At 71.7% G+C, this 18,856-nt stretch carries 18 protein-coding genes and 1 riboswitch; of the genes, 5 read left to right on the plus strand and 13 right to left on the minus strand.

The genetic code is table 11. The annotated features are described in order from the left end of the window. Positions 1 to 20: 20 nt before the first annotated feature. Positions 21 to 1,163: a glycosyltransferase family 4 protein gene (locus PV343_RS31275; RefSeq protein ID WP_319150410.1), complete on the minus strand. Its 1,143-nt coding sequence runs from the start codon at positions 1,161 to 1,163 to the stop codon at positions 21 to 23. A 134-nt stretch (positions 1,164 to 1,297) separates the two neighbouring features. Between PV343_RS31275 and PV343_RS31280 the strand changes: the two genes are divergently transcribed. Further along, positions 1,298 to 2,518 (plus strand): glycosyltransferase 87 family protein, encoded by a 1,221-nt coding sequence (locus PV343_RS31280; protein ID WP_319150411.1) that lies wholly within the window; start codon positions 1,298 to 1,300, stop codon positions 2,516 to 2,518. 62 nt (positions 2,519 to 2,580) lie between these two features. Further along, positions 2,581 to 3,111, plus strand: coding sequence for a PadR family transcriptional regulator (locus PV343_RS31285; protein ID WP_319150412.1), 531 nt, complete (start codon positions 2,581 to 2,583; stop codon positions 3,109 to 3,111). Between the two features lie 40 nt (positions 3,112 to 3,151). On the opposite strand, the gene PV343_RS31290 is transcribed toward PV343_RS31285, so the two are convergent. From PV343_RS31290 to PV343_RS31310, 5 genes are all read right to left on the minus strand, one after another. Beyond that, complete coding sequence (locus tag PV343_RS31290; RefSeq protein WP_319150413.1) at positions 3,152 to 4,363, minus strand: hypothetical protein; 1,212 nt, start codon at positions 4,361 to 4,363, stop codon at positions 3,152 to 3,154. A gap of 29 nt (positions 4,364 to 4,392) precedes the next feature. Next, the gene (locus tag PV343_RS31295) at positions 4,393 to 5,412 is read right to left on the minus strand and encodes an NlpC/P60 family protein (RefSeq protein WP_319150414.1); all 1,020 of its coding nucleotides are present in this window, start codon (positions 5,410 to 5,412) and stop codon (positions 4,393 to 4,395) included. 232 nt (positions 5,413 to 5,644) lie between these two features. After that, positions 5,645 to 6,679 (minus strand): NlpC/P60 family protein, encoded by a 1,035-nt coding sequence (locus PV343_RS31300; protein WP_319150415.1) that lies wholly within the window; start codon positions 6,677 to 6,679, stop codon positions 5,645 to 5,647. A gap of 212 nt (positions 6,680 to 6,891) precedes the next feature. Then, positions 6,892 to 8,235, minus strand: a complete 1,344-nt coding sequence (locus tag PV343_RS31305; protein ID WP_319150416.1) for an NYN domain-containing protein — start codon at positions 8,233 to 8,235, stop codon at positions 6,892 to 6,894. Between the two features lie 37 nt (positions 8,236 to 8,272). Further along, positions 8,273 to 8,512 (minus strand): hypothetical protein, encoded by a 240-nt coding sequence (locus PV343_RS31310; protein WP_020939540.1) that lies wholly within the window; start codon positions 8,510 to 8,512, stop codon positions 8,273 to 8,275. A 152-nt stretch (positions 8,513 to 8,664) separates the two neighbouring features. On the opposite strand from PV343_RS31310, the gene PV343_RS31315 reads away from it, so the two are divergent. After that, positions 8,665 to 9,459 (plus strand): rhomboid family intramembrane serine protease, encoded by a 795-nt coding sequence (locus PV343_RS31315; RefSeq protein ID WP_319150417.1) that lies wholly within the window; start codon positions 8,665 to 8,667, stop codon positions 9,457 to 9,459. Next, positions 9,456 to 9,737, plus strand: a complete 282-nt coding sequence (locus PV343_RS31320) for an Lrp/AsnC family transcriptional regulator (RefSeq protein WP_020939542.1) — start codon at positions 9,456 to 9,458, stop codon at positions 9,735 to 9,737. Before PV343_RS31315 ends, PV343_RS31320 begins: the two co-directional genes overlap by 4 nt. A gap of 81 nt (positions 9,738 to 9,818) precedes the next feature. Here the strand turns inward: PV343_RS31320 and PV343_RS31325 are convergent, their stop codons facing one another. The 6 genes from PV343_RS31325 to PV343_RS31350 form a co-directional block, all read right to left on the minus strand. Next, positions 9,819 to 11,180 (minus strand): aminotransferase class V-fold PLP-dependent enzyme, encoded by a 1,362-nt coding sequence (locus tag PV343_RS31325; RefSeq protein ID WP_319150418.1) that lies wholly within the window; start codon positions 11,178 to 11,180, stop codon positions 9,819 to 9,821. Between the two features lie 139 nt (positions 11,181 to 11,319). Beyond that, positions 11,320 to 11,436: riboswitch (SAM riboswitch) on the minus strand. Between the two features lie 74 nt (positions 11,437 to 11,510). Next, positions 11,511 to 12,575, minus strand: a complete 1,065-nt coding sequence (gene trpD, locus PV343_RS31330) for an anthranilate phosphoribosyltransferase (RefSeq protein WP_319150419.1) — start codon at positions 12,573 to 12,575, stop codon at positions 11,511 to 11,513. Positions 12,576 to 12,711: 136 nt separating this feature from the next. Further along, on the minus strand, positions 12,712 to 14,343 hold the full coding sequence (locus tag PV343_RS31335) for a cytochrome b (RefSeq protein WP_133922070.1): 1,632 nt from the start codon (positions 14,341 to 14,343) through the stop codon (positions 12,712 to 12,714). Next, positions 14,340 to 15,398 (minus strand): ubiquinol-cytochrome c reductase iron-sulfur subunit, encoded by a 1,059-nt coding sequence (locus PV343_RS31340; protein WP_319150420.1) that lies wholly within the window; start codon positions 15,396 to 15,398, stop codon positions 14,340 to 14,342. The genes PV343_RS31335 and PV343_RS31340 overlap by 4 nt, the downstream gene beginning before the upstream one ends. Beyond that, the gene (locus tag PV343_RS31345; RefSeq protein WP_319150421.1) at positions 15,395 to 16,207 is read right to left on the minus strand and encodes a c-type cytochrome; all 813 of its coding nucleotides are present in this window, start codon (positions 16,205 to 16,207) and stop codon (positions 15,395 to 15,397) included. The genes PV343_RS31340 and PV343_RS31345 overlap by 4 nt, the downstream gene beginning before the upstream one ends. Positions 16,208 to 16,269: 62 nt before the next feature. Next, positions 16,270 to 16,890 (minus strand): heme-copper oxidase subunit III, encoded by a 621-nt coding sequence (locus PV343_RS31350; protein WP_020939548.1) that lies wholly within the window; start codon positions 16,888 to 16,890, stop codon positions 16,270 to 16,272. A gap of 146 nt (positions 16,891 to 17,036) precedes the next feature. On the opposite strand from PV343_RS31350, the gene PV343_RS31355 reads away from it, so the two are divergent. Continuing rightward, positions 17,037 to 17,438: a hypothetical protein gene (locus tag PV343_RS31355; protein ID WP_319150422.1), complete on the plus strand. Its 402-nt coding sequence runs from the start codon at positions 17,037 to 17,039 to the stop codon at positions 17,436 to 17,438. Between the two features lie 78 nt (positions 17,439 to 17,516). On the opposite strand, the gene PV343_RS31360 is transcribed toward PV343_RS31355, so the two are convergent. Further along, entirely contained in the window at positions 17,517 to 18,779 is a 1,263-nt protein-coding gene (locus tag PV343_RS31360; protein WP_319150423.1) for a L,D-transpeptidase, read from the minus strand. Between the last annotated feature and the right edge of the window lie 77 nt (positions 18,780 to 18,856).

Below are 18,856 nucleotides of genomic sequence, written 5' to 3' on the forward strand. Positions count from 1 at the left end.
GGGTCCGTGCCGCCAGGTTTTCAGAGCAGCGACCTGAGCTTCTCCGCCAGCAGGTCCCACCGCCACTTCTCCTCCACCCACTGCCTGCCCCGCTCGCCCATGCGGCGGCGCAGCTCCGCGTCCCCGAGCAGGGCGACGATCCGCTCGGCGGCCTCGGCCGGCTCGCCGCCCCGGACCACCCAGCCGGTCTCCCCGTCGAGCACGGCGTCCGGCGCGCCGCCCGAGTCGCCGGCCACGACCGGCAGCCCGGTGGCGGACGCCTCCAGGTAGACGATGCCGAGGCCCTCGACGTCCAGGCCGCCGCGCCGGGTGCGGCACGGCATGGCGAAGACGTCGCCGGCCCCGTAGTGGGCGGGCAGTTCGGACCAGGGCACGGCGCCGGTGAAGCGGACCGAGTCCGCCACCCCCGTCTCCCGGGCGAGCCTGCGCAGGTCCTGCTCGTAGGGCCCGCCGCCGACGACGAGCAGCACGGTGTCCGGCTCGGCGGCGAGGATCGCCGGCATGGCCCGGATCAGGGTGTCCTGCCCCTTGCGCGGCACCAGCCGCGAGACGCACACCACCACCGGCCGGTCGGTGAGGCCGAGCCGGGCGCGGACCTCGTCCCCGCCCGAGCCGGGGTGGAAGGTCTTCTCGTCGACGCCGGGCGGCAGCTGCACCATCCGCCGGGCGGCCTCCGGGCCGAGCGCGGCCGCTATCCGGGAGCGGGTGTACTCGCCGAGGTAGGTCAGCGTGTCGGTGGTCTCCCCGATCCGGCCCAGCAGCTGCCGGGCGGCGGGCAGCTGGGCCCAGCCGGCCTCGTGGCCGTGGGTGGTCCCCACCAGCCGGCTCGCGCCGGCCTTCCTGAGCGCGGGTGCCATCAGACCGAGCGGCGCGGCCGCCCCGAACCACACCGAGGTGCAGCCGTGCTCCCGCAGCAGCCCGGCCGCCCGCCGGGTGACGCCGGGCGTGGGCAGCAGCATGGTGGTGCGGTCGCGCACGACGGTGAACGGCTGCTCGGCGTCGAAGGCGGCCGTGGCCTCGGCACCCTCCCGGCCGCGCTTCCAGGTCGAGGCGTAGACGACGAGCCGCTCCGGGTCCAGCCGGAGGGCCATGTTGTGCAGAAAGGCCTGGATGCCGCCCGGCCGGGGCGGGAAGTCGTTGGTCACGATCAGGGTCTTGTGCATCGCCGCCGACACTACCGGGCGGGGACCGGGCCGACGGCGGTGGGTGACGGCCCGGCCGCGCTTCATGGCCCTCGCACAGGCCGCCGGTGGATCATGGCCCCGGGCCACGGCAGCCGGACGGACAGGGGCGCACGGTGAAGAGGACGGATCGGCAGCTCACCGGGCTGCTGGGCGCCTGGTGCGCCACCCGGCTGGTGCTGCTGCTCCTCGTCCTGGGCGTGCTCGCGCTGCCCGGGGTGGACGTCACCACCGACGTGTCGGTGATCTACCGGGGCTGGTACGAGGTGCTGCGCCAGGGCACGTTCCCGCTGGACGACGTCACCTGGCAGTATCCGCCCGTCGCCGCGCTCGCGATGCTCGCCCCCGCCGCCCTGCCGTTCCTGTCCTACCCGCACGCGTTCTTCGCCCTGGTGTGCCTCGCCGACCTGGCCGTCCTGGCACTGCTGGGCCGGGCTGGCACCCGGCCCGGCCGGTCGCTCCGGGGCGCCTGGACCTGGGTGGCGGGTGTACCGCTGCTCGGCCCGACGGTGTACGCCCGCTACGACCTGATGGTGACCGCGGTGGCCGTGGCGGCGCTGCTCGCCGGGGCCCGGCGCCCCCGGCTGATGGGCGCCCTGGCGGCCTTCGGCGCGCTGCTGAAGGTGTGGCCGGCGCTGCTCCTCGCGGGCGCCGCGCGGCGGACGTGGGCGGCGGCCGCGGTGACCGCGGCGGGCCTCGCGGCCCTGTCGGCGGCGGCCGCGCCCGGCGCCTTCGCCTTCCTCGCCCACCAGCGGGACCGGGGCACGGAGGTGGAGTCGCTGGGCGGCCTGGTGTTCCACGCGGCCCGGCATTTCGGCTGGCCGGGGCAGGTGCTGCTCAACTACGGGTCGGTCGAGTTCCTCGGCCCCGGGGTCGCCCTGGTCAGCGGCGCCGCGATGGCACTGACCGGGGCCGCCCTCGGCTGGCTGGTGCTGTGGCGGCTGCGGGCGGCCCGCCCCGCGCCGCACACCCTCGCCGACGCGGCCTTCACGGCGGTGCTGCTGTTCACCGTCACCAGCCGGGTGATCAGCCCGCAGTACCTGGTGTGGCTGGTCGGCCTGGCCGCGGTGTGTCTGTGCCTGCGGACCAGCCGCATGACCGGGCCGGCCGTGCTGCTCCTGGCGGCCTGCCCGCTGACGGTCCTGGAGTTCCCGGTCGGCTTCGAGCACGTCGTGGCGAGCGACGCCCACGGCGTGCTCCTGCTGCTACTCCGCGACGGCCTGCTGCTCGCCGCCTCCCTCGTGGCGGCCCGTACGCTGTGGCGGTCCACGGCCCCGGCCGCGTCCGTGCCCTCCGGGCCCCGGCCGGCCCCCGCGCGGGAGCCCTCGGTCCGCTGACACCCGGGCCACGGCTAGCATGCGTACCGCGTCCGCTGTGGGAGGAGTCGGGAGGAGTTTCCGTGCTGGAGCTGTCGATCCTGGGCTTCCTGGCCGAGGAACCCCTGCACGGCTACGAGCTCAAGGAGCGCATCAGGGCGCTGAGCGGCCACGTCCGCCCGGTCAGCGACGGCGCCCTCTACCCGGCCATCAACCGGCTCGTCGCCGCCGGGCTGCTCGACCAGCGCACCGAGGACGGGGCGAGCGCCGCCCCGCGCCGGATGCTGTCGCTGACCGCGAAGGGCCGCGCGGACCTGCTGGCACGGCTGCGCGGTCCCCGGCAGACCGAGATCACCGACCAGGTCCGCTTCAACACGGTCCTGGCCTTCCTGCGGCACCTGCCCGACCCCGCCGAACAGGCCGCCGTCCTGCGCCGCCGCCTGGACTTCCTCGAGACACCGTCGAGCTTCTTCCACCGCGACGGCGAGCCGGTGCCCGCGGAGGAGGCCGGCGACCTGTTCCGGCAGGGCATGCTGCGGGTCGCCCGGGCCACCGGCCGGGCCGAACGGGAGTGGCTGCGCGAGGCCCTCGCGGTGCTCGGCCGGCCCGGCTGAGGTTCCGGGCGCCCCGGACGGCCGGGGCGCGGGCGGCCGTTCAGGAGAGCTGGCCGCGCACGTAGGCGCGCCAATCGGCGGTGAACGCGGCGGGCGTGGTGCCGAGCACCTTGCGCAGGGCGTCCTCGACCGCGCCCGCCCGCCGCGGGTGAGCGCCGACGGCCCGGTAGAAGGCCGCGAGCTTCGCCTGGCCCCAGTCGTCGGCGATCATCCGGCAGGCCAGCCAGCCGCCCTCGTAGGCCTGGGCGAGGTGGGTGGGCTCGCTGCTGAAGCCGAAGTCCTTGTCGGCCGGGAGGGCCGGGGGCACGTGCCCGTCCTGGACCGCGCGGGCGAGTTCCGGTGCGGCCTCGGCGGGCGTGCGGCCGGTGCCGAGGTAACCGATCCAGTCGGCGTAGCCCTCGGAGAGCCACAGCGGGGTGGCGGCGCCGGTGTCCGCGCGGGTGGCCACATGGGTCGTCTCGTGGGTGAGCACGACCTGCTTGCCGACGCTGCCGAGCATGGCGTACGCCTCCGGGTTGACCACCACCCGGTCGGCGGGCGTCCTGCCCGAACCGCCCGCCTCGCCGGTGGTGACGGCGGCGATGCCCCGGTAGTTGGAGGCGGGCGAGCCCAGCAGGGCCGCCATGCCCGAGAGCGAGCCCGGGACGAGCACGACGACCCGGCGCGACCAGCGGGTGCCCCACTCCTGGGAGACGGCCGGCACGGCGTGGTCCGCGAGCCGGGCGTACTCCCGCAGGTCGCCGGTGCTCCGGCCGGTCCCGAGCACCAGACTGTGGGCGCCCTTCACGGCGGTCACCGCGCCCTGGTCCCACAGCTGCTGGCCGGCGCCGCCCGCCGGCTTGTCGGCGGTGACGTACCAGCGGCCGTCGGCGGTACGGCTGAGCGCGAGGATGCGGTGGACGCTGACCGGGGCCTGGTCGTAGCCGGCGATCCGGTAACGCAGCTCGGCGTCGGCGGTGGAGCCCGTGCTCTCGCGGTGCACGGCGGTCACCCGGTAGCTCCAGGAGGCCAGCGGCAGCGCGCGCAGCCGGACGTAGCCGGTCCGGGTGCCCGTGGTGCCGTACGCCCGCTCGTCGTGTCCGAGCAGGGCCGCCGACCGCCGGTCGAGCACCCGCTGCACCTCGGCCCGCGCCGAGTCGGCCGCCGTGCGCCCGCCGCATCCGGACAGGGGCGGTACGAGCAGCAGGCAGAGCGCCGCCGCCGCGGCGCGCCACACCCGCGGCGCGCGCCCCGCCCGTCTGCCGTGAGCCATTTCTCGATCGTACGGCGCGGGGCCGGACGTCAGGGGCGGGTCACGGAGGAGACCGGCATCATCCCGACCGGGTCGTAGCGCACCGGCGCGCCCGGGTAGGGCGCGTGGATCACCTGCCCGTTGCCGACGTACATCGCCACGTGGCTGGCGTCGGAGCGGTAGACGACCAGGTCGCCGGGGCGCGCCTGGGAGAGCGGGACCCGCCGGCCGGCGAGCCGCTGCTCCTGCGAGGTGCGCGGCAGATGGATGCCCGCCTGCGCGTACGACCACTGCATCAGGCCCGAGCAGTCGAAGCCGGAGGGGCCGGTCGCGCCCCACACGTAGGGGCGGCCGAGGGCGGAGCGGACCGCGGCCAGGGCGGCCGCCGCGCGGGCGTCGGGCGCGGCGCCGGTCAGGCCGTACAGGCCCGGCAGGTCGCCGCGGCCGGCGCGGGAGGCCCGGCCGTAGGCGGCGCGTTCGGCGGCGGGCAGGGATGCGAGGAGCCGGCGGGCCCGGGCGAGCTTGCGCTCCACGGTCCGCTTGTGCGTGGCGACCGCCTTGCGGCTCTGCTCCAGGGCGGCCAGCTTGTCCTCGGCCTCGGCCCGCTCCTGGGCCAGTTCGCGCAGCGCGGACCGCAACTCGCGCAGCTGCCCCGCCTGCTGGGCGCCGATGCGGTCGAGGGTGGCCGCCTTGTCGAGGTAGTCGCCGGGGTCGTCGGAGAAGAGCAGGGCGACCGTCGGGTCGATGCCGCCCGAGCGATACTGGGCGCCGGCCAGCGAACCGAGCCGTTCGCGCAGGGAGTTGACCCGCTGCTGCTGCCGGGCGATGTGGTCCTGGGCGTTCCTGACCTCCCGGCGCAGGGTGCCGGCCCGTTCGTCCGCCTTGTCGTAGGCCTGGGTGGCCCGTTCGGCCTCCTCGTAGAGGCGGTCCACCTCGGCACGGGTGCCGCCGTGCGGCGCTGCGTCGGCCGGTACGGCGCCCAGTGCGGCGGCCGCGGCCGACAGCGCGCACAGGGCGGCACCCGCGCCACGGTTGAACCCGGACGGTGGAAGACGGCGATGGGACCCCACGGTAGTCCTTCTGCTGGCGGACGGAGGACCGTTCCCCGGCGCCGGGGACGGGGAGGCCCCAGCGCCGGGGAAACGCGCCAGACAGTAGCCGTGCGGGCGGCCCCCAACCAAAGACCGCGGCGTCAACACACACTGACGCCCCGCCGGTGACGCAGGTCAACGGCGGGGCGTGGAGTCAGTTCCGGTTCACGGGATTCGCCCGTTCGGGCGCTCCCGGGCCGGTGTCACGGGGTCAGATGCGGACGCCGAACTGGAAGGGCATGTTGCCCATCGCCTCGTAGCGGACGACGGCACCGGTGTGCGGCGCGTGGAGCACCTGGCCGTTGCCCGCGTACAGGCCGACGTGGTGCATGTCGCCGTAGAAGATGACCAGGTCGCCGACCTTGAGGTCGGACTGGTTGTAGATCCGGGTGCCGGCGTTGGCCTGCGCCTCGGAGGTGCGCGGTATGGACACGCCGACCTGGGCGTAGGCCCAGGACGTCAGGCCCGAGCAGTCGAAGGAGGAGGGGCCGGTGGCGCCGTAGACGTACGGCTTGCCGATCTGGCTCTGGGCCGCCGAGAACGCGGCCGAGGCGCGCCCGGAGGCGGGCGGGGCGTCCTTGAGGTCCACACGCTCGGTGGAGGAGCGGTTGGCGCGGGCCTGCTCGGCGTCGAGGGCCGCCTTCTCCTTGGCGGTCAGGGTGTTCAGGAGCTTCTGCGCCTCGGCGAGCTTGCCCTGGACTTCCTTCTTCTTGTTGCCCAGCTCGGTGCGGGTGGAGGCCAGGTCCTTGAGCTTCTCGGTGGCCTCGGCGCGCTCCTGGGCGAGTTCGCGCTGCTTGTCCTGGATCTTCTTCAGCGCCTCGACCTGCTGGCTGCTCAACTGGTCGAGCGTGGACGCCTTGTCGAGGTAGTCGTCCGGGTTGGAGGACAGGAAGAGCTGCACCGAGGGGTCGATGCCGCCCGAGCGGTACTGGGCGGTGGCCATCGAACCCAGGCCGTCGCGGAGCTTGTTCAGCTCCTGCTGACCGCGGGCCACGTTGTCCTGGATCGTGGAGATTTCCTTCTGCAGCTTCTGCTGCTTCTCCTTGGCCCCGTTGTACTTCTCGGTGGCCTGCTCCGCCTGCTCGTAGAGCTTGTCGACCTTCGCCTTCACCTCGTCCTTGCCGAGCTTCTCGCTAGGGGCGGCGTTGGCGGCGTTCGCGCTCAGCACGACGGCAGCGGCGGCTGCGGTGGTCAGCACGGTGACACGCGTGCGGCTCGGCTGCTTGGGTCGACGGTGGGACGCCACTGAGGACGAACTCCTTCTTGTGAGTGATCACCCGTTCGGAGGTTCGAGGCCAGACCCTAGTGACCTCGCTGTGATCAGTTCAAATCCCCGCGGCAAAAAAACCCGTCACGCAATGCATTCTTTGCACTTAACTCACGTGGGGTGATGCCCGATTGACACTACGTTGCGTGACGGTTCGGTCAATTCGGGCATTGCATATGCGCGTTGCACGTTCAGGACAGTCGCTTCAGAAGTACCGCAGAGGCCACGGGACGGGCACCCGCCCGGGCGACCCCGTCGGCCACCTCCCGGTCCGTCGACGCGACGATGACCGGACGGCCCGGCGGCTCCGCGCGCACGAGCTGACGGATCAGCTCGTCGGCCGTGACGCCCGGCTTGGAGAACAGCACCCGCACCCCCCGCGGCGGCGCGAGCAGCACCGGCGCGGCCAGCTCGGCGCCGTCGAAGACGCACGTCACCTCGGCCCCGGTCTGCGCCGCGAGCGCGGAGAGCTGCCCGAGCAGGCGCAGCCGCTGCTTCTCCAGCGGCATCTGCGGATAGCCGGTCTTGGTGACGTTGTAGCCGTCGACCACCAGATGCGCCTGCGGCAGCGCGAGCAACTGGTCGAGGATGGCGGGGTCGTTCTCGGAGAGCGCCCGGGCCGCGATGTCCTTGGGGGTCATCCGCCCCGGCTCGACCGCGTCCACGGTCTCCGCCGGGCGCACCGACACCGGCGGCAGGGCGAGTTCACGTCTGAGGCCCTGGGCGGCGTCCAGCAGGGTGTCCAGCAGCAGCCGTACCCGCATGTCCTCGACGCTGCGGCCCTCGCGGACCGCCCGGCGGGTGGCCTCAAGGGCCGCCTCGGACTCGCCGAGGCGTGCCTTGAGCCGCCGGCTCTCGCTCTCCGCGGCCGACACCTGCGCGGCCCCCTCGGCCCGCACGGCCTCGATCTCGCCGCGGACCCTGCGCAGGGCCGCCTCGCCGCGCTTGACGTCGCTGAGGGCCGCCCGGAGCTTGCGGTGCAGCGCCTCCGCCTCCCGCTTCGCCGACTCCAGTTCGGCGCGCAGCCGTTCGGTCTCGGTCCGGGTCTGCTCCCGGGAGCGGTCCAGCTCCGCGCGCATCCGCTCCAGTTCGGCCCGGCTCTCCTCGTCGGCCCGCTCGGCGTCCGCGCGCTGCGCCTCCTCGCCGGCCGCGGTGACCAGCTTCACCCAACCCGCGGGGCGCAGTACGTAGGCCGCGGCCGCCACGTCGAGCGGGTCCGCGGCCGGGGGCGGGGAGCCGGAGTCGAGGGCGCCGGAGAGTTCCGGCTGCGCCTCTCTGAACTTCTCCCCGATCCGCTGCCGGAACAGCGGCTCGGTCTCCAGCGCCGCCGCCATCGCGTTCCCGGCGAACTTCGCCCGCCGGGTCGGGGTGAAGCGGGCGTACTGTCTGAGCTGGGCGGGCAGTTCCGCCATCGTCAGACCGCCGAAGCCGTCCGAGACGATCTGCACGACCCGCCGGCGCACGCCGTCGGGCAGCGGACGGTCAAGCACCTCAGCGGTGCCGTCGCCCGGCCCCCCGCCTGCGGTCTCCACCATCCGTCACACCCCAATACCTGTACGGGGCCCGCTCCGCTCAGGAGCCGGCGCCCGGCCTGTCCACGAGTTCCACCTGGTCCACCGCGTTGCACCAGCGGCAGCGGACCGACTCGATGGTCTCACTGACCACCTCGCGCTCCTCCACGTTCGGCTCGCCCGCGAGGTCGAGGTGGACGTACTCGACGACCTTCGACGAGCGGGTGACGTCGAAGCGGGTCAGATTGCCGCAGAGGGTGCAGCGCCATCGCGTCGTGGCGGTCGGCAGGGGAACCGTCATCGTGCCTGTTCGCTTCCTTCTCGGATCGGTCCGCGCCGCTCCTCGACGCGTGTGGCTCGTACCCTACGGCCTGCCGGGTCCTCGCCGCCCGTCCGTCCACGGCGGCGAGGCGGTCTGTCAGGCTGCGTCCCGTTACGTCATGCTCTGTAGTCATGATCAGCACGTGGGGCACGGCGGCCGGCAGGACACTCAGGGCGGTCCGGGGCGCCTCCGCACCCACCACGTACACCCTCATCGTCCTGTGTTCCCTGCTCTTCGTCCTCGGACCGGCCTCGGGGCTGACGGTGGCCTACGGCGCCGGGGATGCCCTGCTCGCCGCGCAGCGGGCGTACTTCCGGCACTGGGGCGTGGTGCCGGCCGAGCTGTTCCACCGCCCGGTCCGGGAGGCGCTCACCCCGGCCACCGCGCTGTTCGTGCACGGCAGCTGGGTGCATCTGCTCGGCAACATGCTCTTCCTCTTCGTCTTCGGGGTCATGACCGAGGAACGGATGGGCCGGGTCGAGTTCTCCCTCTTCTACGTCGGCTGCGGCTACCTCGCCCTGCTGGGCTACGCGGCCGCCAACGCCGCCTCCGAGCAGTCGCTGGTGGGCGCCTCCGGGGCGATCTCGGCGGTCCTCGGGGCGTTCCTCTACCTGTTCCCCCGCGCCCGTGTGACCAGTCTCCTCCCCTTCCTGTTCTTCCTGCCGATGCGCTTCCCCGCCTGGGTGGTGCTGCCGTTCTGGGCGGCGCTGCAGTGGCTCGCGGCGGGCAGCTCCGGCTCGGGCCCCGGGGTGGCCTACCTCGCCCACCTGGTCGGCTTCGGCCTCGGCTTCGGCTACGCCTGGCTGCGCTACGGACGGGAGCGGGGCCGGGGCGGGGCTCCCGGAGCGGCGGTGGTGGCGGGCGCGGGGGCGACTAGAGTGAAGTCCGCAGCGGCTCCGGCACCTGAGGGAGAGAACCAGTCGTGATCACCGCGATCGTCCTGATCAAGACCAGCGTGGACCGGATCCCCGAGATCGCGGAGCAGATCGCCGCGCTGGAGAGCGTCAGCGAGGTCTTCTCCGTCACCGGCACCTACGACCTGATCGCCATGGTCCGGGTACGGCAGCACGAGGACCTCGCCGAGGTCATCCCCGGCCGGATCAGCAGGATCCCCGGCGTCGAGGGCACCGACACGCACGTCGCGTTCCGCACCTACTCCCAGCACGACCTGGAGGCCGCGTTCGCGATCGGGCTGGACAACTAGCCCGTCACGGCCACGACAGGGGGCAGGGGCGGCCGCGGCCGCCCCTGCCCCCTGTCGGCGTGTCCCCGGGTCCCGGAGCCGTCAGACGGCCGGGACGCAGCGGCCGTCCTCGGTGCGGTACCGCCACTTGGCGCCGTCCCTGACCAGTTCGTGGACCGCGCGCACGAAACGCTCGACGTGCTCGTCGGGGGTGCCCGCGCCGAAGCTGACCCGGATGGCGTTCAGGGACTTCTCGCCCGGCGCGGCCTCGGGGGCGCCGCACTCGCCCTGGGTCCCGGGGTCGGCGCCCAGCAGGGTGCGCACCAGCGGGTGGGCGCAGAACAGGCCGTCACGGACGCCGATGCCGTACTCGGCGGAGAGCGCGGCGGCGAAGTGGGAGCTGTTCCAGCCCTCGACGACGAAGGAGATCACGCCGACGCGCGGGGCGTCGTCGCCGAAGAGGGACAGGATCCTGACCTCCGGCACCTCGGCCAGGCCCGCGCGGACCGTGTCGATCAGCTGCCGCTCGCGGGCGACCAGGGTGTCGAAGCCGGCCTCGGTGAGCGCCTTGCAGGCGGAGGCGATGGAGTAGGCGCCGATGACGTTCGGCGAGCCGGCCTCGTGCCGGGCGGCGCTCTCGTGCCACTCCACGGCCACTCCCCCGTCCTCGCGCCGGGTGACCTTGCGGCTGGCGCCGCCGCCCGCGAGGTAGGGGTCGGCCGCGGTCAGCCAGTCGGCGCGGCCGGCCAGCACGCCCGAGCCGAACGGGGCGTAGAGCTTGTGGCCGGAGAAGGCGACCCAGTCCACGTCCAGCTCCCGCACCGACACGGGGTGGTGCGGCGCGAGCTGGGCGGCGTCCAGCACGATCCGGGCGCCGTGCGCGTGGGCCGCGGCGGCCAGCTCACGCACCGGCCACAGCTCGCCCGTCACGTTGGAGGCGCCGGTGACGCAGACCAGCGCCGGGCCGTGCGGGGCGCGGTCGGCCAGGGCCCGCTCCAGGGTCTCGACGGCCTGGCGCGGGGTGCGCGGGGCGTCGAGGAAGGTGACCTCGGCGTCGCGCCAGGGCAGCAGGGAGGCGTGGTGCTCGGTCTCGAAGACGAAGACCTGGCAGCCGGCCGGGAGGGCGCGGGCGAGCAGGTTCAGCGAGTCCGTGGTCGAGCGGGTGAAGACCACCTGGTCGGCCGGCCGGCAGCCGAGGAACTCGGCGACCGTGCGGCGGGCGTTCTCGAACAGGTCGGTGGAGAGCTGCGAGAGGTAGCCGGCCCCGCGGTGGACGCTGCCGTAGTACGGGGCGTAGGCCGCCACGTCGTCCCAGACGCGCTGGAGGGCGGGGGCGCTGGCGGCGTAGTCGAGCGCCGCGTAGGTGACCTCGCCACCGGTGACGAGCGGGACGGTGACATCCCGGCCCAGAACGGGCAGCGGGGCACAAACGGACTGGTCGACGGCAGCGGTGAGGACAGACATGGGTGACTCCCGTGAGGACGTACGGCGCTCGCGTACGGAAGGAAAGAAGAAGGGTGTGCGGAGGCGGGGCTCGGCGGCCCTATCGCATTCGCTTGCTCACGGAAGGCTCCTCGACGACCAGGACCCCTGGTTTTCGAGGGGTCCGCGCTTGCCGCGGACCTCGCTGCCCACGACCTGGTCCTCACCCGGGGCACCCCGCCACGGACGGAGGGTTGCCGGACAGTCGGCCGGGGCCTCATGACTGTCACTCATGACCTGGTACGGGAACGTACGCGAAGTGATCGGCGCCCCGCAACCCGAGTCCGGATCGCGGAACGCCGACCGTGGCCTCTAGGCGTTGCTGGCGGCCACCCACCGCTCCAGCGCCCGCTTGGCCGCGCCGGAGTCGAGGGACTCGGCGGCCTTCGCCATGCCGGCGCGCAGCTGGTCCGCCAGGGGTGCGTCGCCGGGCGTGAGGGCGACCAGGGCCGCCGCCGAGTTCAGCAGCACGGCGTCCCGGACGGGGCCCGGCTCGCCGTCCAGCAGGCGCCGGGCGACCTCCGCGTTGTACGTCGCGTCGGCGCCGCGCAGCGCTTCCACGGGGACGAGGTCGATGCCCACGTCCCGGGGGTCGAAGCGCTCCTCGGCGACCTTGCCGTCCCGGACCACCCACACCCGGGAGGTGGACGTGGTCGTCAGCTCGTCCAGGCCGTCGTCGCCCCGGAACACCAGCGAGGAGTTGCCTCGCTCGGCGAGCACCCCGGCCACGATCGGCGCCATGCGCGGGTCGGCGACCCCGACCGCCTGGGCACGCACCTTGGCCGGGTTGGTCAGCGGGCCGAGCACGTTGAACGTGGTCCGGATGCCCAACTGGCCGCGGGCCGCCGCGACATGACGCAGCGACGGGTGGAACCTCACCGCGAAGCAGATGGTGATGCCGGCCTCGTCGGCCACCTCGGCGACCCGCTTCGGGGTGAGGTTCAGGTTGATCCCGAGCTTCTCCAGCACGTCGGAGGAGCCGGAGGCGGAGGACGCGGCACGGTTGCCGTGCTTGACCACCCGGGTTCCGGTGCCGGCGACGACGATGGACGACATCGTGGAGATGTTCACCGTCTTGGCGCCGTCACCGCCGGTCCCGACGATGTCGACGGCGGGTCCCGGCACCTCGATGACGTTGGCGTGCTCGTACATGGTCCGCACGAGGCCGGTGATCTCCTGCACCGTCTCGCCCTTGGCCCGCAGGGCCACCATGAACCCCGCGATCTGGGCGTCCGTCGCCTCCCCGCGCATGATCAGGTCCATGGCCCAGGCGGTGTCGTCGGCGGAGAGGTCGTGGCCGTCCAGCAGGCCGTTCAGCAGGACGGGCCAGGAGCGGCCCGCCGCGGTGTCGCCTCCAGCGGGGGTCACAGCGTTCATATGCCGCTCCTGGTGTCGTGAAAGAGGAGTGTCGTGAAAGGAGAGTGTGGTGCCACCCTATCCAGCCCCCGGCAGGGCGAAGGGCCCCGTCCGTAACCCGGACGGGGCCCTTCAGCGTGGCGTGGCGACTGTGGGATCAGTGGTGGCCGTGGCCGCTCGTGATCTCCTTGTACTCCTCGACGGTGGGCTTCGGGATCTGGTTGTCCCCTCCGTAGTAGGAGTGGCTGAGCTTGGCGCGCAGCTTCTCGGCGGACGTCACCTTGCGCTCGACACCGTTCTCGTCGACCGTCTCGCCGATCTGGGCCGGCTCGTACTGGTGGTGAGCCGTGAGGGTGTGCAGCTGCTCCTGGCTGAGCGACTCGTGCACCTCGATGAACTCACCGTGCGGCAGGCGCTTGATGATGCCGGTCTCGCGACCGTGCAGCACCTTGTCGCGGTCGCGGCGCTGCAGGCCCAGGCAGATCCGCTTGGTGACGATGAACGCGATGACCGGTCCGGCGAAGAAGGAGATCCGGACGAACCAGGTGACGTCGTTGATCGACAGGTGGAAGTGGGTGGCGAACAGGTCGTTGCCACCACCGACCAGGCCGACCATGTACACGGTCACCCAGGCGGCACCGAACGCGGTACGGGTCGGGGCGTTGCGCGGGCGGTCCAGGATGTGGTGCTCGCGCTTGTCGCCGGTGACCCAGGACTCCAGGAACGGGTACAGCGCGATGACCGCCAGGACGAGGCCGAAGAGCACCAGCGGGATGAACACGCCCAGGACGAGCGTGTGACCCCAGAAGTTGATCTCCCAGCCCGGCATGTAGCGGACCAGACCCTCGGCGAAGCCCATGTACCAGTCGGGCTGGGCGCCGGTGGACACCTGGTCGGGCCGGTACGGGCCCATGGCCCAGATCGGGTTGATCTGGGTCACCGCGGCGATCGCCGCGATCACACCGAAGACCAGGAAGAAGAAGCCGCCCGCCTTGGCCATGTACACCGGCAGCAGCGGCATGCCGACGACGTTCTTCTCGGTCTTTCCGGGACCCGCGAACTGCGTGTGCTTGTGGTAGAAGACCAGGATCAGGTGGCCCACCATCAGGCCGAGCATGATGCCCGGCAGCAGCAGGATGTGGATCGAGTAGAACCGGGCGACGAAGTCGTGACCGGGGAACTGACCGCCGAAGAGGAAGAACGAGATGTACGTGCCGACGATCGGCATCGACAGGATGGCGCCCTCGGTGAAGCGGACACCGGTGCCGGAGAGCAGGTCGTCCGGGAGCGAGTAACCGGTGAAGCCGGTGAACATGCCCAGGACGAACAGCAGGAAGCCGAACAGCCAGTTGATCTCACGCGGCTTGCGGAACGCGCCGGTGAAGAACACGCGCATCATGTGCACGAACATGCCGGCGAGGAAGATCAGCGCGGCCCAGTGGTGGATCTGCCGGATGAGCAGACCACCGCGCACGTCGAAGGAGATGTGCAGGGTCGAGTTGAACGCCTCGGACATCAGCTGTCCCTGGAGCGGGACGTAGCTGCCGTGGTACTCCACCTCGTTCATCGACGGGTGGAAGAACAGCGTCAGATAGACACCGGTCAGGATGATGATGAGGAAGCTGTACATGCAGACTTCGCCCAGCATGAACGACCAGTGGTCGGGGAAGATCTTCCGCATGTTCGACTTCGCCAGGGAGTAGATCCCCAGCCGGCCGTCGGCCCAGTCGGCGACTCGCTCGCCGGCCGGCGCCTTGCCGCGTCGCTCGTTGTTCTCGTTGGTGCTCATCCGCGCTCCCAGAATGCAGGACCGACGGGCTCCTCGAAGTCGCCGAGCGCCTGGAGGTAACCCTCGTCGTTCACGCCGATGCGGAGCTGCGGCAGGGCGTGACCGGCGGGGCCGAAGATCACTCGGGCACCGTCGGAGAGGTCGAAGGTGGACTGGTGGCACGGGCACAGCACGTGGTGCGTCTGCTGCTCGTACAGGGAGATCGGGCAGCCGACGTGGGTGCAGATCTTCGAGAACGCGACGATGCCCTCGTGCGACCATGCCAGCTCGCGCTTGTCCTTGATGTTGTCCGGCTGGATCCGGATGATCATCAGGGCGGCCTTGGCGATCTCGTTCTGGAAGTCCTCCTGGGCCTCTTCCAGTCCCTCGGGCTTGGCGAAGGTCAGCGAACCGACGGCGACGTCCTCGGGACGCAGCGGCTGGTTCGTGTTCATGTTGACCAGCAGCTTGCCCTTGGCCCACAGGGTGTGGCGCAGGGAGGTCCCGGGCAGCGGGCCGAGGTCGCGCAGCAGCATGACGCCGGAGAGCGGCACCAGGGTGAGCGCGCCGAGCATCGTGTTGCGGATCAGCTTGCGGCGGCCGAGGGCCGACTCCTTCGCGCCCTCACGGAAGTCGGCGTGCACCTGCGCGCGGACCTCGGGCGAGGCCTCGATCGGGTGACGCTCGGCGGCGACCTCCACGTCGGACATCAGGGTGCGGGCCCAGTGGACCGCGCCCGCGCCGATGCAGAACAGCGCCACACCGAGGGTCAGGCCGAGCGCGAAGTTCAGCGCGCTGACGTGCCCGATCGGGAAGACGAAGATCGACTTGTCGTGCGGGATGGACACGTACGAGACGATGAAGCCGACCGTGGCCAGCATCGACACCGTGAACAGCAGGGCGACGACGCGCTCGGACCGCTTGGCGGCACGCTCGTCGATGTCCTGGATCCGGTGCTCGTGGGGCGGCAGCCCCGGGTCCGCGAACGGGTTCTCCTCGTCCGCGACGCTCACGGCGCCGTGCGCGTGGCCCTGCTCAGCGGGCAGGTTCTCTTCTGGAATGTCTTGGCTACTCATGACTTCTTGGCCTTTGCGGTCCGAGCGGCGACCCAGACGGCGACCACGATCAGCGCGCCGAGACCGAAGATCCAGGCGAACAGACCTTCACTGACCGGCCCGATGCCACCCAGCTCCATACCGCCGGGGTTGGTCGTCTGGTCGCTGTCCACCGCGTGCAGGTACGCGATGATGTCCTTCTTGTTCTTCTCCGTCAGCGTGGTGTCGGGGAAGGACGGCATGTTCTGCGGGCCCGTCTGCATGGCCTCGTAGATGTGCTTCGGGTCGACGCCTTCCAGCGTCGGCGCGAACTTGCCCTTGGTGAGAGCACCACCCTTGCCGGTGAAGTTGTGGCACTGCGCGCAGTTGGTGCGGAACAGCTCGCCACCCTTGGCGATGTCCGCGCCTTCCGGGCCGTACTGCTCCTTCGTCGGCACCGCGGGGCCGGCACCCAGCGAGGCGATGTACGCCGCGAGCTGGTCGATCTCGGCCTGGGTGTAGATGTTCTTCTTCTTTACGACCTGCGGGCCCTGCGAGGTGGCGGCGGGCATGCGGCCCGTGCCGACCTGGAAGTCGACCGCCGCGGCGCCCACGCCGACCAGGCTGGGGCCGTCGGAGGTGCCCTGGCCACCGGTGCCGTGGCAGCTGGCGCAACCGACCTCGTAGAGCTTCTTGCCCTCCTTGATGGTCAGGGACTGGGAGGATTCATCGGCCTGTGCCTTGCTCGCGGGCGCGAACGCGGCGTACAGCCCCCCAGTGGCCGCCAGCGCGAGGAGTAGGACGACGACCGCCGCCAGCGGATGGCGTCGTCGTGCGGAGAGCTTTTTCACGGATTACCCCGGTGTCAGGATCTTCTGCGTCGATGCTTCTGGATGTGCGGGAGCGGTCCCGGCTACTTGATCAGGTAGATCGTGGCGAAAAGGCCGATCCAGACCACATCGACGAAGTGCCAGTAGTAGGACACGACGATGGCCGCCGTCGCCTGCTCGTGGGTGAACCTCTTCGCCGCGTAGGTGCGGCCGAGGACCAGCAGGAAGGCGATGAGACCGCCCGTCACGTGCAGGCCGTGGAAACCGGTGGTCAGGTAGAACACCGAGCCGTACGGGCCGGAGGACAGGGAGATCCCGTCCTTCTTCACCAGCTCCGTGTACTCGTAGATCTGACCGCCGATGAAGATGGCACCCATGATGAAGGTGAGGATGAACCAGCCACGGAGCTTCTTCACGTCCCCGCGCTCGGCGGCGAACACGCCGAGCTGACAGGTGAGCGAGGAGAGCACCAGGATCGTGGTGTTGGTCGCGGAGAAGGGCACATTGAGCGCGTGCGCCTGCTCCGCCCAGTACGCCGGTCCGGTCACCGACCGGAGGGTGAAGTACATCGCGAAGAGGGCCGCGAAGAACATCAGCTCGGAACTCAGCCAGATGATGGTTCCGACGCTGGTGAGGTTCGGCCGGTTGACCGACGGGTGCGCGTGCCCGGTTTCTACTGTCGTTGCTGTCGCCACGACCGACATTATGTCGGTCGCTTATCCCGCCCTCACTCCGGGGGGTGCCGTTCGGAGTGTTGCTCCCCGCCGAACCGGTGTTGACGTGGTGTTCAGGGGAGTAACATCCGGCCCGAACGGCCCTGCCCGTACGACGCCGACGTCTCGGAGGAAGCATGCAGCCGACTGCCACGGTGCTGGTGTACAGCGACGACTCCAACACCCGGGAGCAGGTGCGGCTGGCCGCCGGCCGCCGGCCCGCCCCGGATGTCCCCCAGGTCGAGTTCCTCGAGTGCGCGACGCCCGAGGCGGTGCTGCGCGAGCTCGACAAGGGCGGCATCGACGTCTGCGTGCTCGACGGCGAGGCCGTGCCGATGGGGGGCATGGGGGTGTGCCGGCAGATCAAGGACGAGGTGTTCAACTGCCCGCCGGTGCTGCTGCTCATGGGCCGCCCCCAGGACGCGTGGCTGGCCACCTGGAGCCGGGCCGACGCCGCGGTGACCCTGCCGGTGGACCCGGTGGAGTTCGCCTCCGCGCTGGCCGCCCAGCTGCGCCGCAAGAGGCTGCTGAGCGCCTAGGAGAGGCCGTGACGCGCGAGGACGCGCGGCGGAGGCCCGGCAGGGCCCCGTCGCGCGTCCTCGCGCGTCGTGCGGCGTTCACACCGCCGTGGGCTGCAGGCGGAGGGCGTCCTGGGGCGCCGGGCCGTCCTGGGCGCCGTTGCCGAGCGCGCTGCCGGCGCGCCACTTGTTCCAGTCGAGGTTCCAGTCGCCGAAGCCGTTGCCGAAGGGCTCCATCGGGTCGCCCTCGGAGTTGACGACCCTGACGATGTCGCCCTCGTGGATGTGGTCGAAGAACCACTCGGCGTTGGACGTGCTCATGCCGGTGCAGCCGTGGCTCACGTTGGCGTAGCCCTGGGAGCCGACGGACCAGGGGGCGGCGTGCACGTACTCGCCCGACCAGGTGACCCGGGTGGCGTAGTACACCGGGAGGTCGTAGGAGTCGGAACTGCCCTCGGCGATGCCGACGGTGGTACCGCGCATCCGTACGAAGTACTGCTTCTCCAGGACCACCTTGACACCGTTGCGGGTCTCGAAGCCGGGCTTGCCGGTGGTGACGGGGACCTGTTCGACCGCCTTGCCGTTCTCGTAGAACGTCAGCTGGTGGGTCGAGGCGTCCGTGACGGCCTCGATCCGGTCCCCGGTGGTGATCTTCACGGACTTGGCCTTGCCGCCCCACAGCCGGTCGCTGATGCGCACCCCGTCCAGGTTGCTGTGCACCTGGATCGTGGCGTGCGTGGGCCAGTAGTCCTTGGGGCGGTAGTGGAGTTCCTTGTCGCTCACCCAGTACCAGGAGCCCTGCACGGCCGGTACGGAATCCACCCGGAGGGCGCGCTCCACCACGGCCCGCTGGCCCTTGTCCTTGATGCCCTGGTCGAGCTGGGCGGTGATGGGCTGTCCGACGCCGTACTGGCCCGGTTTCTGGCCGAAGGTGACGGTGAGCCGCTTCTTGCTGGTCGGCTGGCTGGTGTCGAAGCTGAGGACCTTGCGGCCGGGGGCGCCGTCGTCGTCCTCCGTGCTCACCGCGACCGTGTAGTGGGCGTTGGCGGCCAGCGGGGAGGTGCTGTGCCAGCGGCTGCCGTCGGCGGCCAGTTCGCCCGCCACGAAGCGCCCTGTGGAGTCCTGGGCGGTGACATCGGTGATCCGGCCGTCGTCGCCGTTGGCGGTGATCTCCAGGGGCTTGTCGGGGTCGACCCGCTCACCCGCTTCGGTGGGGCCGTTGAAGGAGATCTGGTCCGCTGCGTCGTACGGCCTGGCCGACAGGGGGTTGCCGTCCGAACCGCAGGCGGTGACGCCCACGCCGAGGACGGTCACCAGCAAGGCGCAGCCGACGACGGAACGGGTCCGCGGAGAGTGATTCATACGATCACGTTATGAGACGGAGAGCTTACCGGCGCGGCACGTAATCCCTTCGGGGGACGGACACTGCGGCAAAGGCG

Origin of the sequence: Streptomyces sp. WI03-4A, from assembly GCF_033792105.1 — a bacterium.
GTDB lineage: Bacteria > Actinomycetota > Actinomycetes > Streptomycetales > Streptomycetaceae > Streptomyces > Streptomyces collinus_A.

Bases quoted from the DNA above. Each gene is read 5' to 3' on its own strand.
- PV343_RS31275 (WP_319150410.1), bottom strand. From the start codon at position 1,163: ATGCACAAGACCCTGATCGTGACCAACGACTTCCCGCCCCGGCCGGGC.
- PV343_RS31290 (WP_319150413.1), bottom strand. From the start codon at position 4,363: ATGGCTCACGGCAGACGGGCGGGGCGCGCGCCGCGGGTGTGGCGCGCC.
- PV343_RS31305 (WP_319150416.1), bottom strand. From the start codon at position 8,235: ATGGTGGAGACCGCAGGCGGGGGGCCGGGCGACGGCACCGCTGAGGTG.
- PV343_RS31310 (WP_020939540.1), bottom strand. From the start codon at position 8,512: ATGACGGTTCCCCTGCCGACCGCCACGACGCGATGGCGCTGCACCCTC.
- PV343_RS31315 (WP_319150417.1), top strand. From the start codon at position 8,665: ATGATCAGCACGTGGGGCACGGCGGCCGGCAGGACACTCAGGGCGGTC.
- PV343_RS31325 (WP_319150418.1), bottom strand. From the start codon at position 11,180: ATGTCTGTCCTCACCGCTGCCGTCGACCAGTCCGTTTGTGCCCCGCTG.
- trpD (WP_319150419.1), bottom strand. From the start codon at position 12,575: ATGAACGCTGTGACCCCCGCTGGAGGCGACACCGCGGCGGGCCGCTCC.
- PV343_RS31335 (WP_133922070.1), bottom strand. From the start codon at position 14,343: ATGAGCACCAACGAGAACAACGAGCGACGCGGCAAGGCGCCGGCCGGC.
- PV343_RS31340 (WP_319150420.1), bottom strand. From the start codon at position 15,398: ATGAGTAGCCAAGACATTCCAGAAGAGAACCTGCCCGCTGAGCAGGGC.
- PV343_RS31350 (WP_020939548.1), bottom strand. From the start codon at position 16,890: ATGTCGGTCGTGGCGACAGCAACGACAGTAGAAACCGGGCACGCGCAC.
- PV343_RS31355 (WP_319150422.1), top strand. From the start codon at position 17,037: ATGCAGCCGACTGCCACGGTGCTGGTGTACAGCGACGACTCCAACACC.
- PV343_RS31360 (WP_319150423.1), bottom strand. From the start codon at position 18,779: ATGAATCACTCTCCGCGGACCCGTTCCGTCGTCGGCTGCGCCTTGCTG.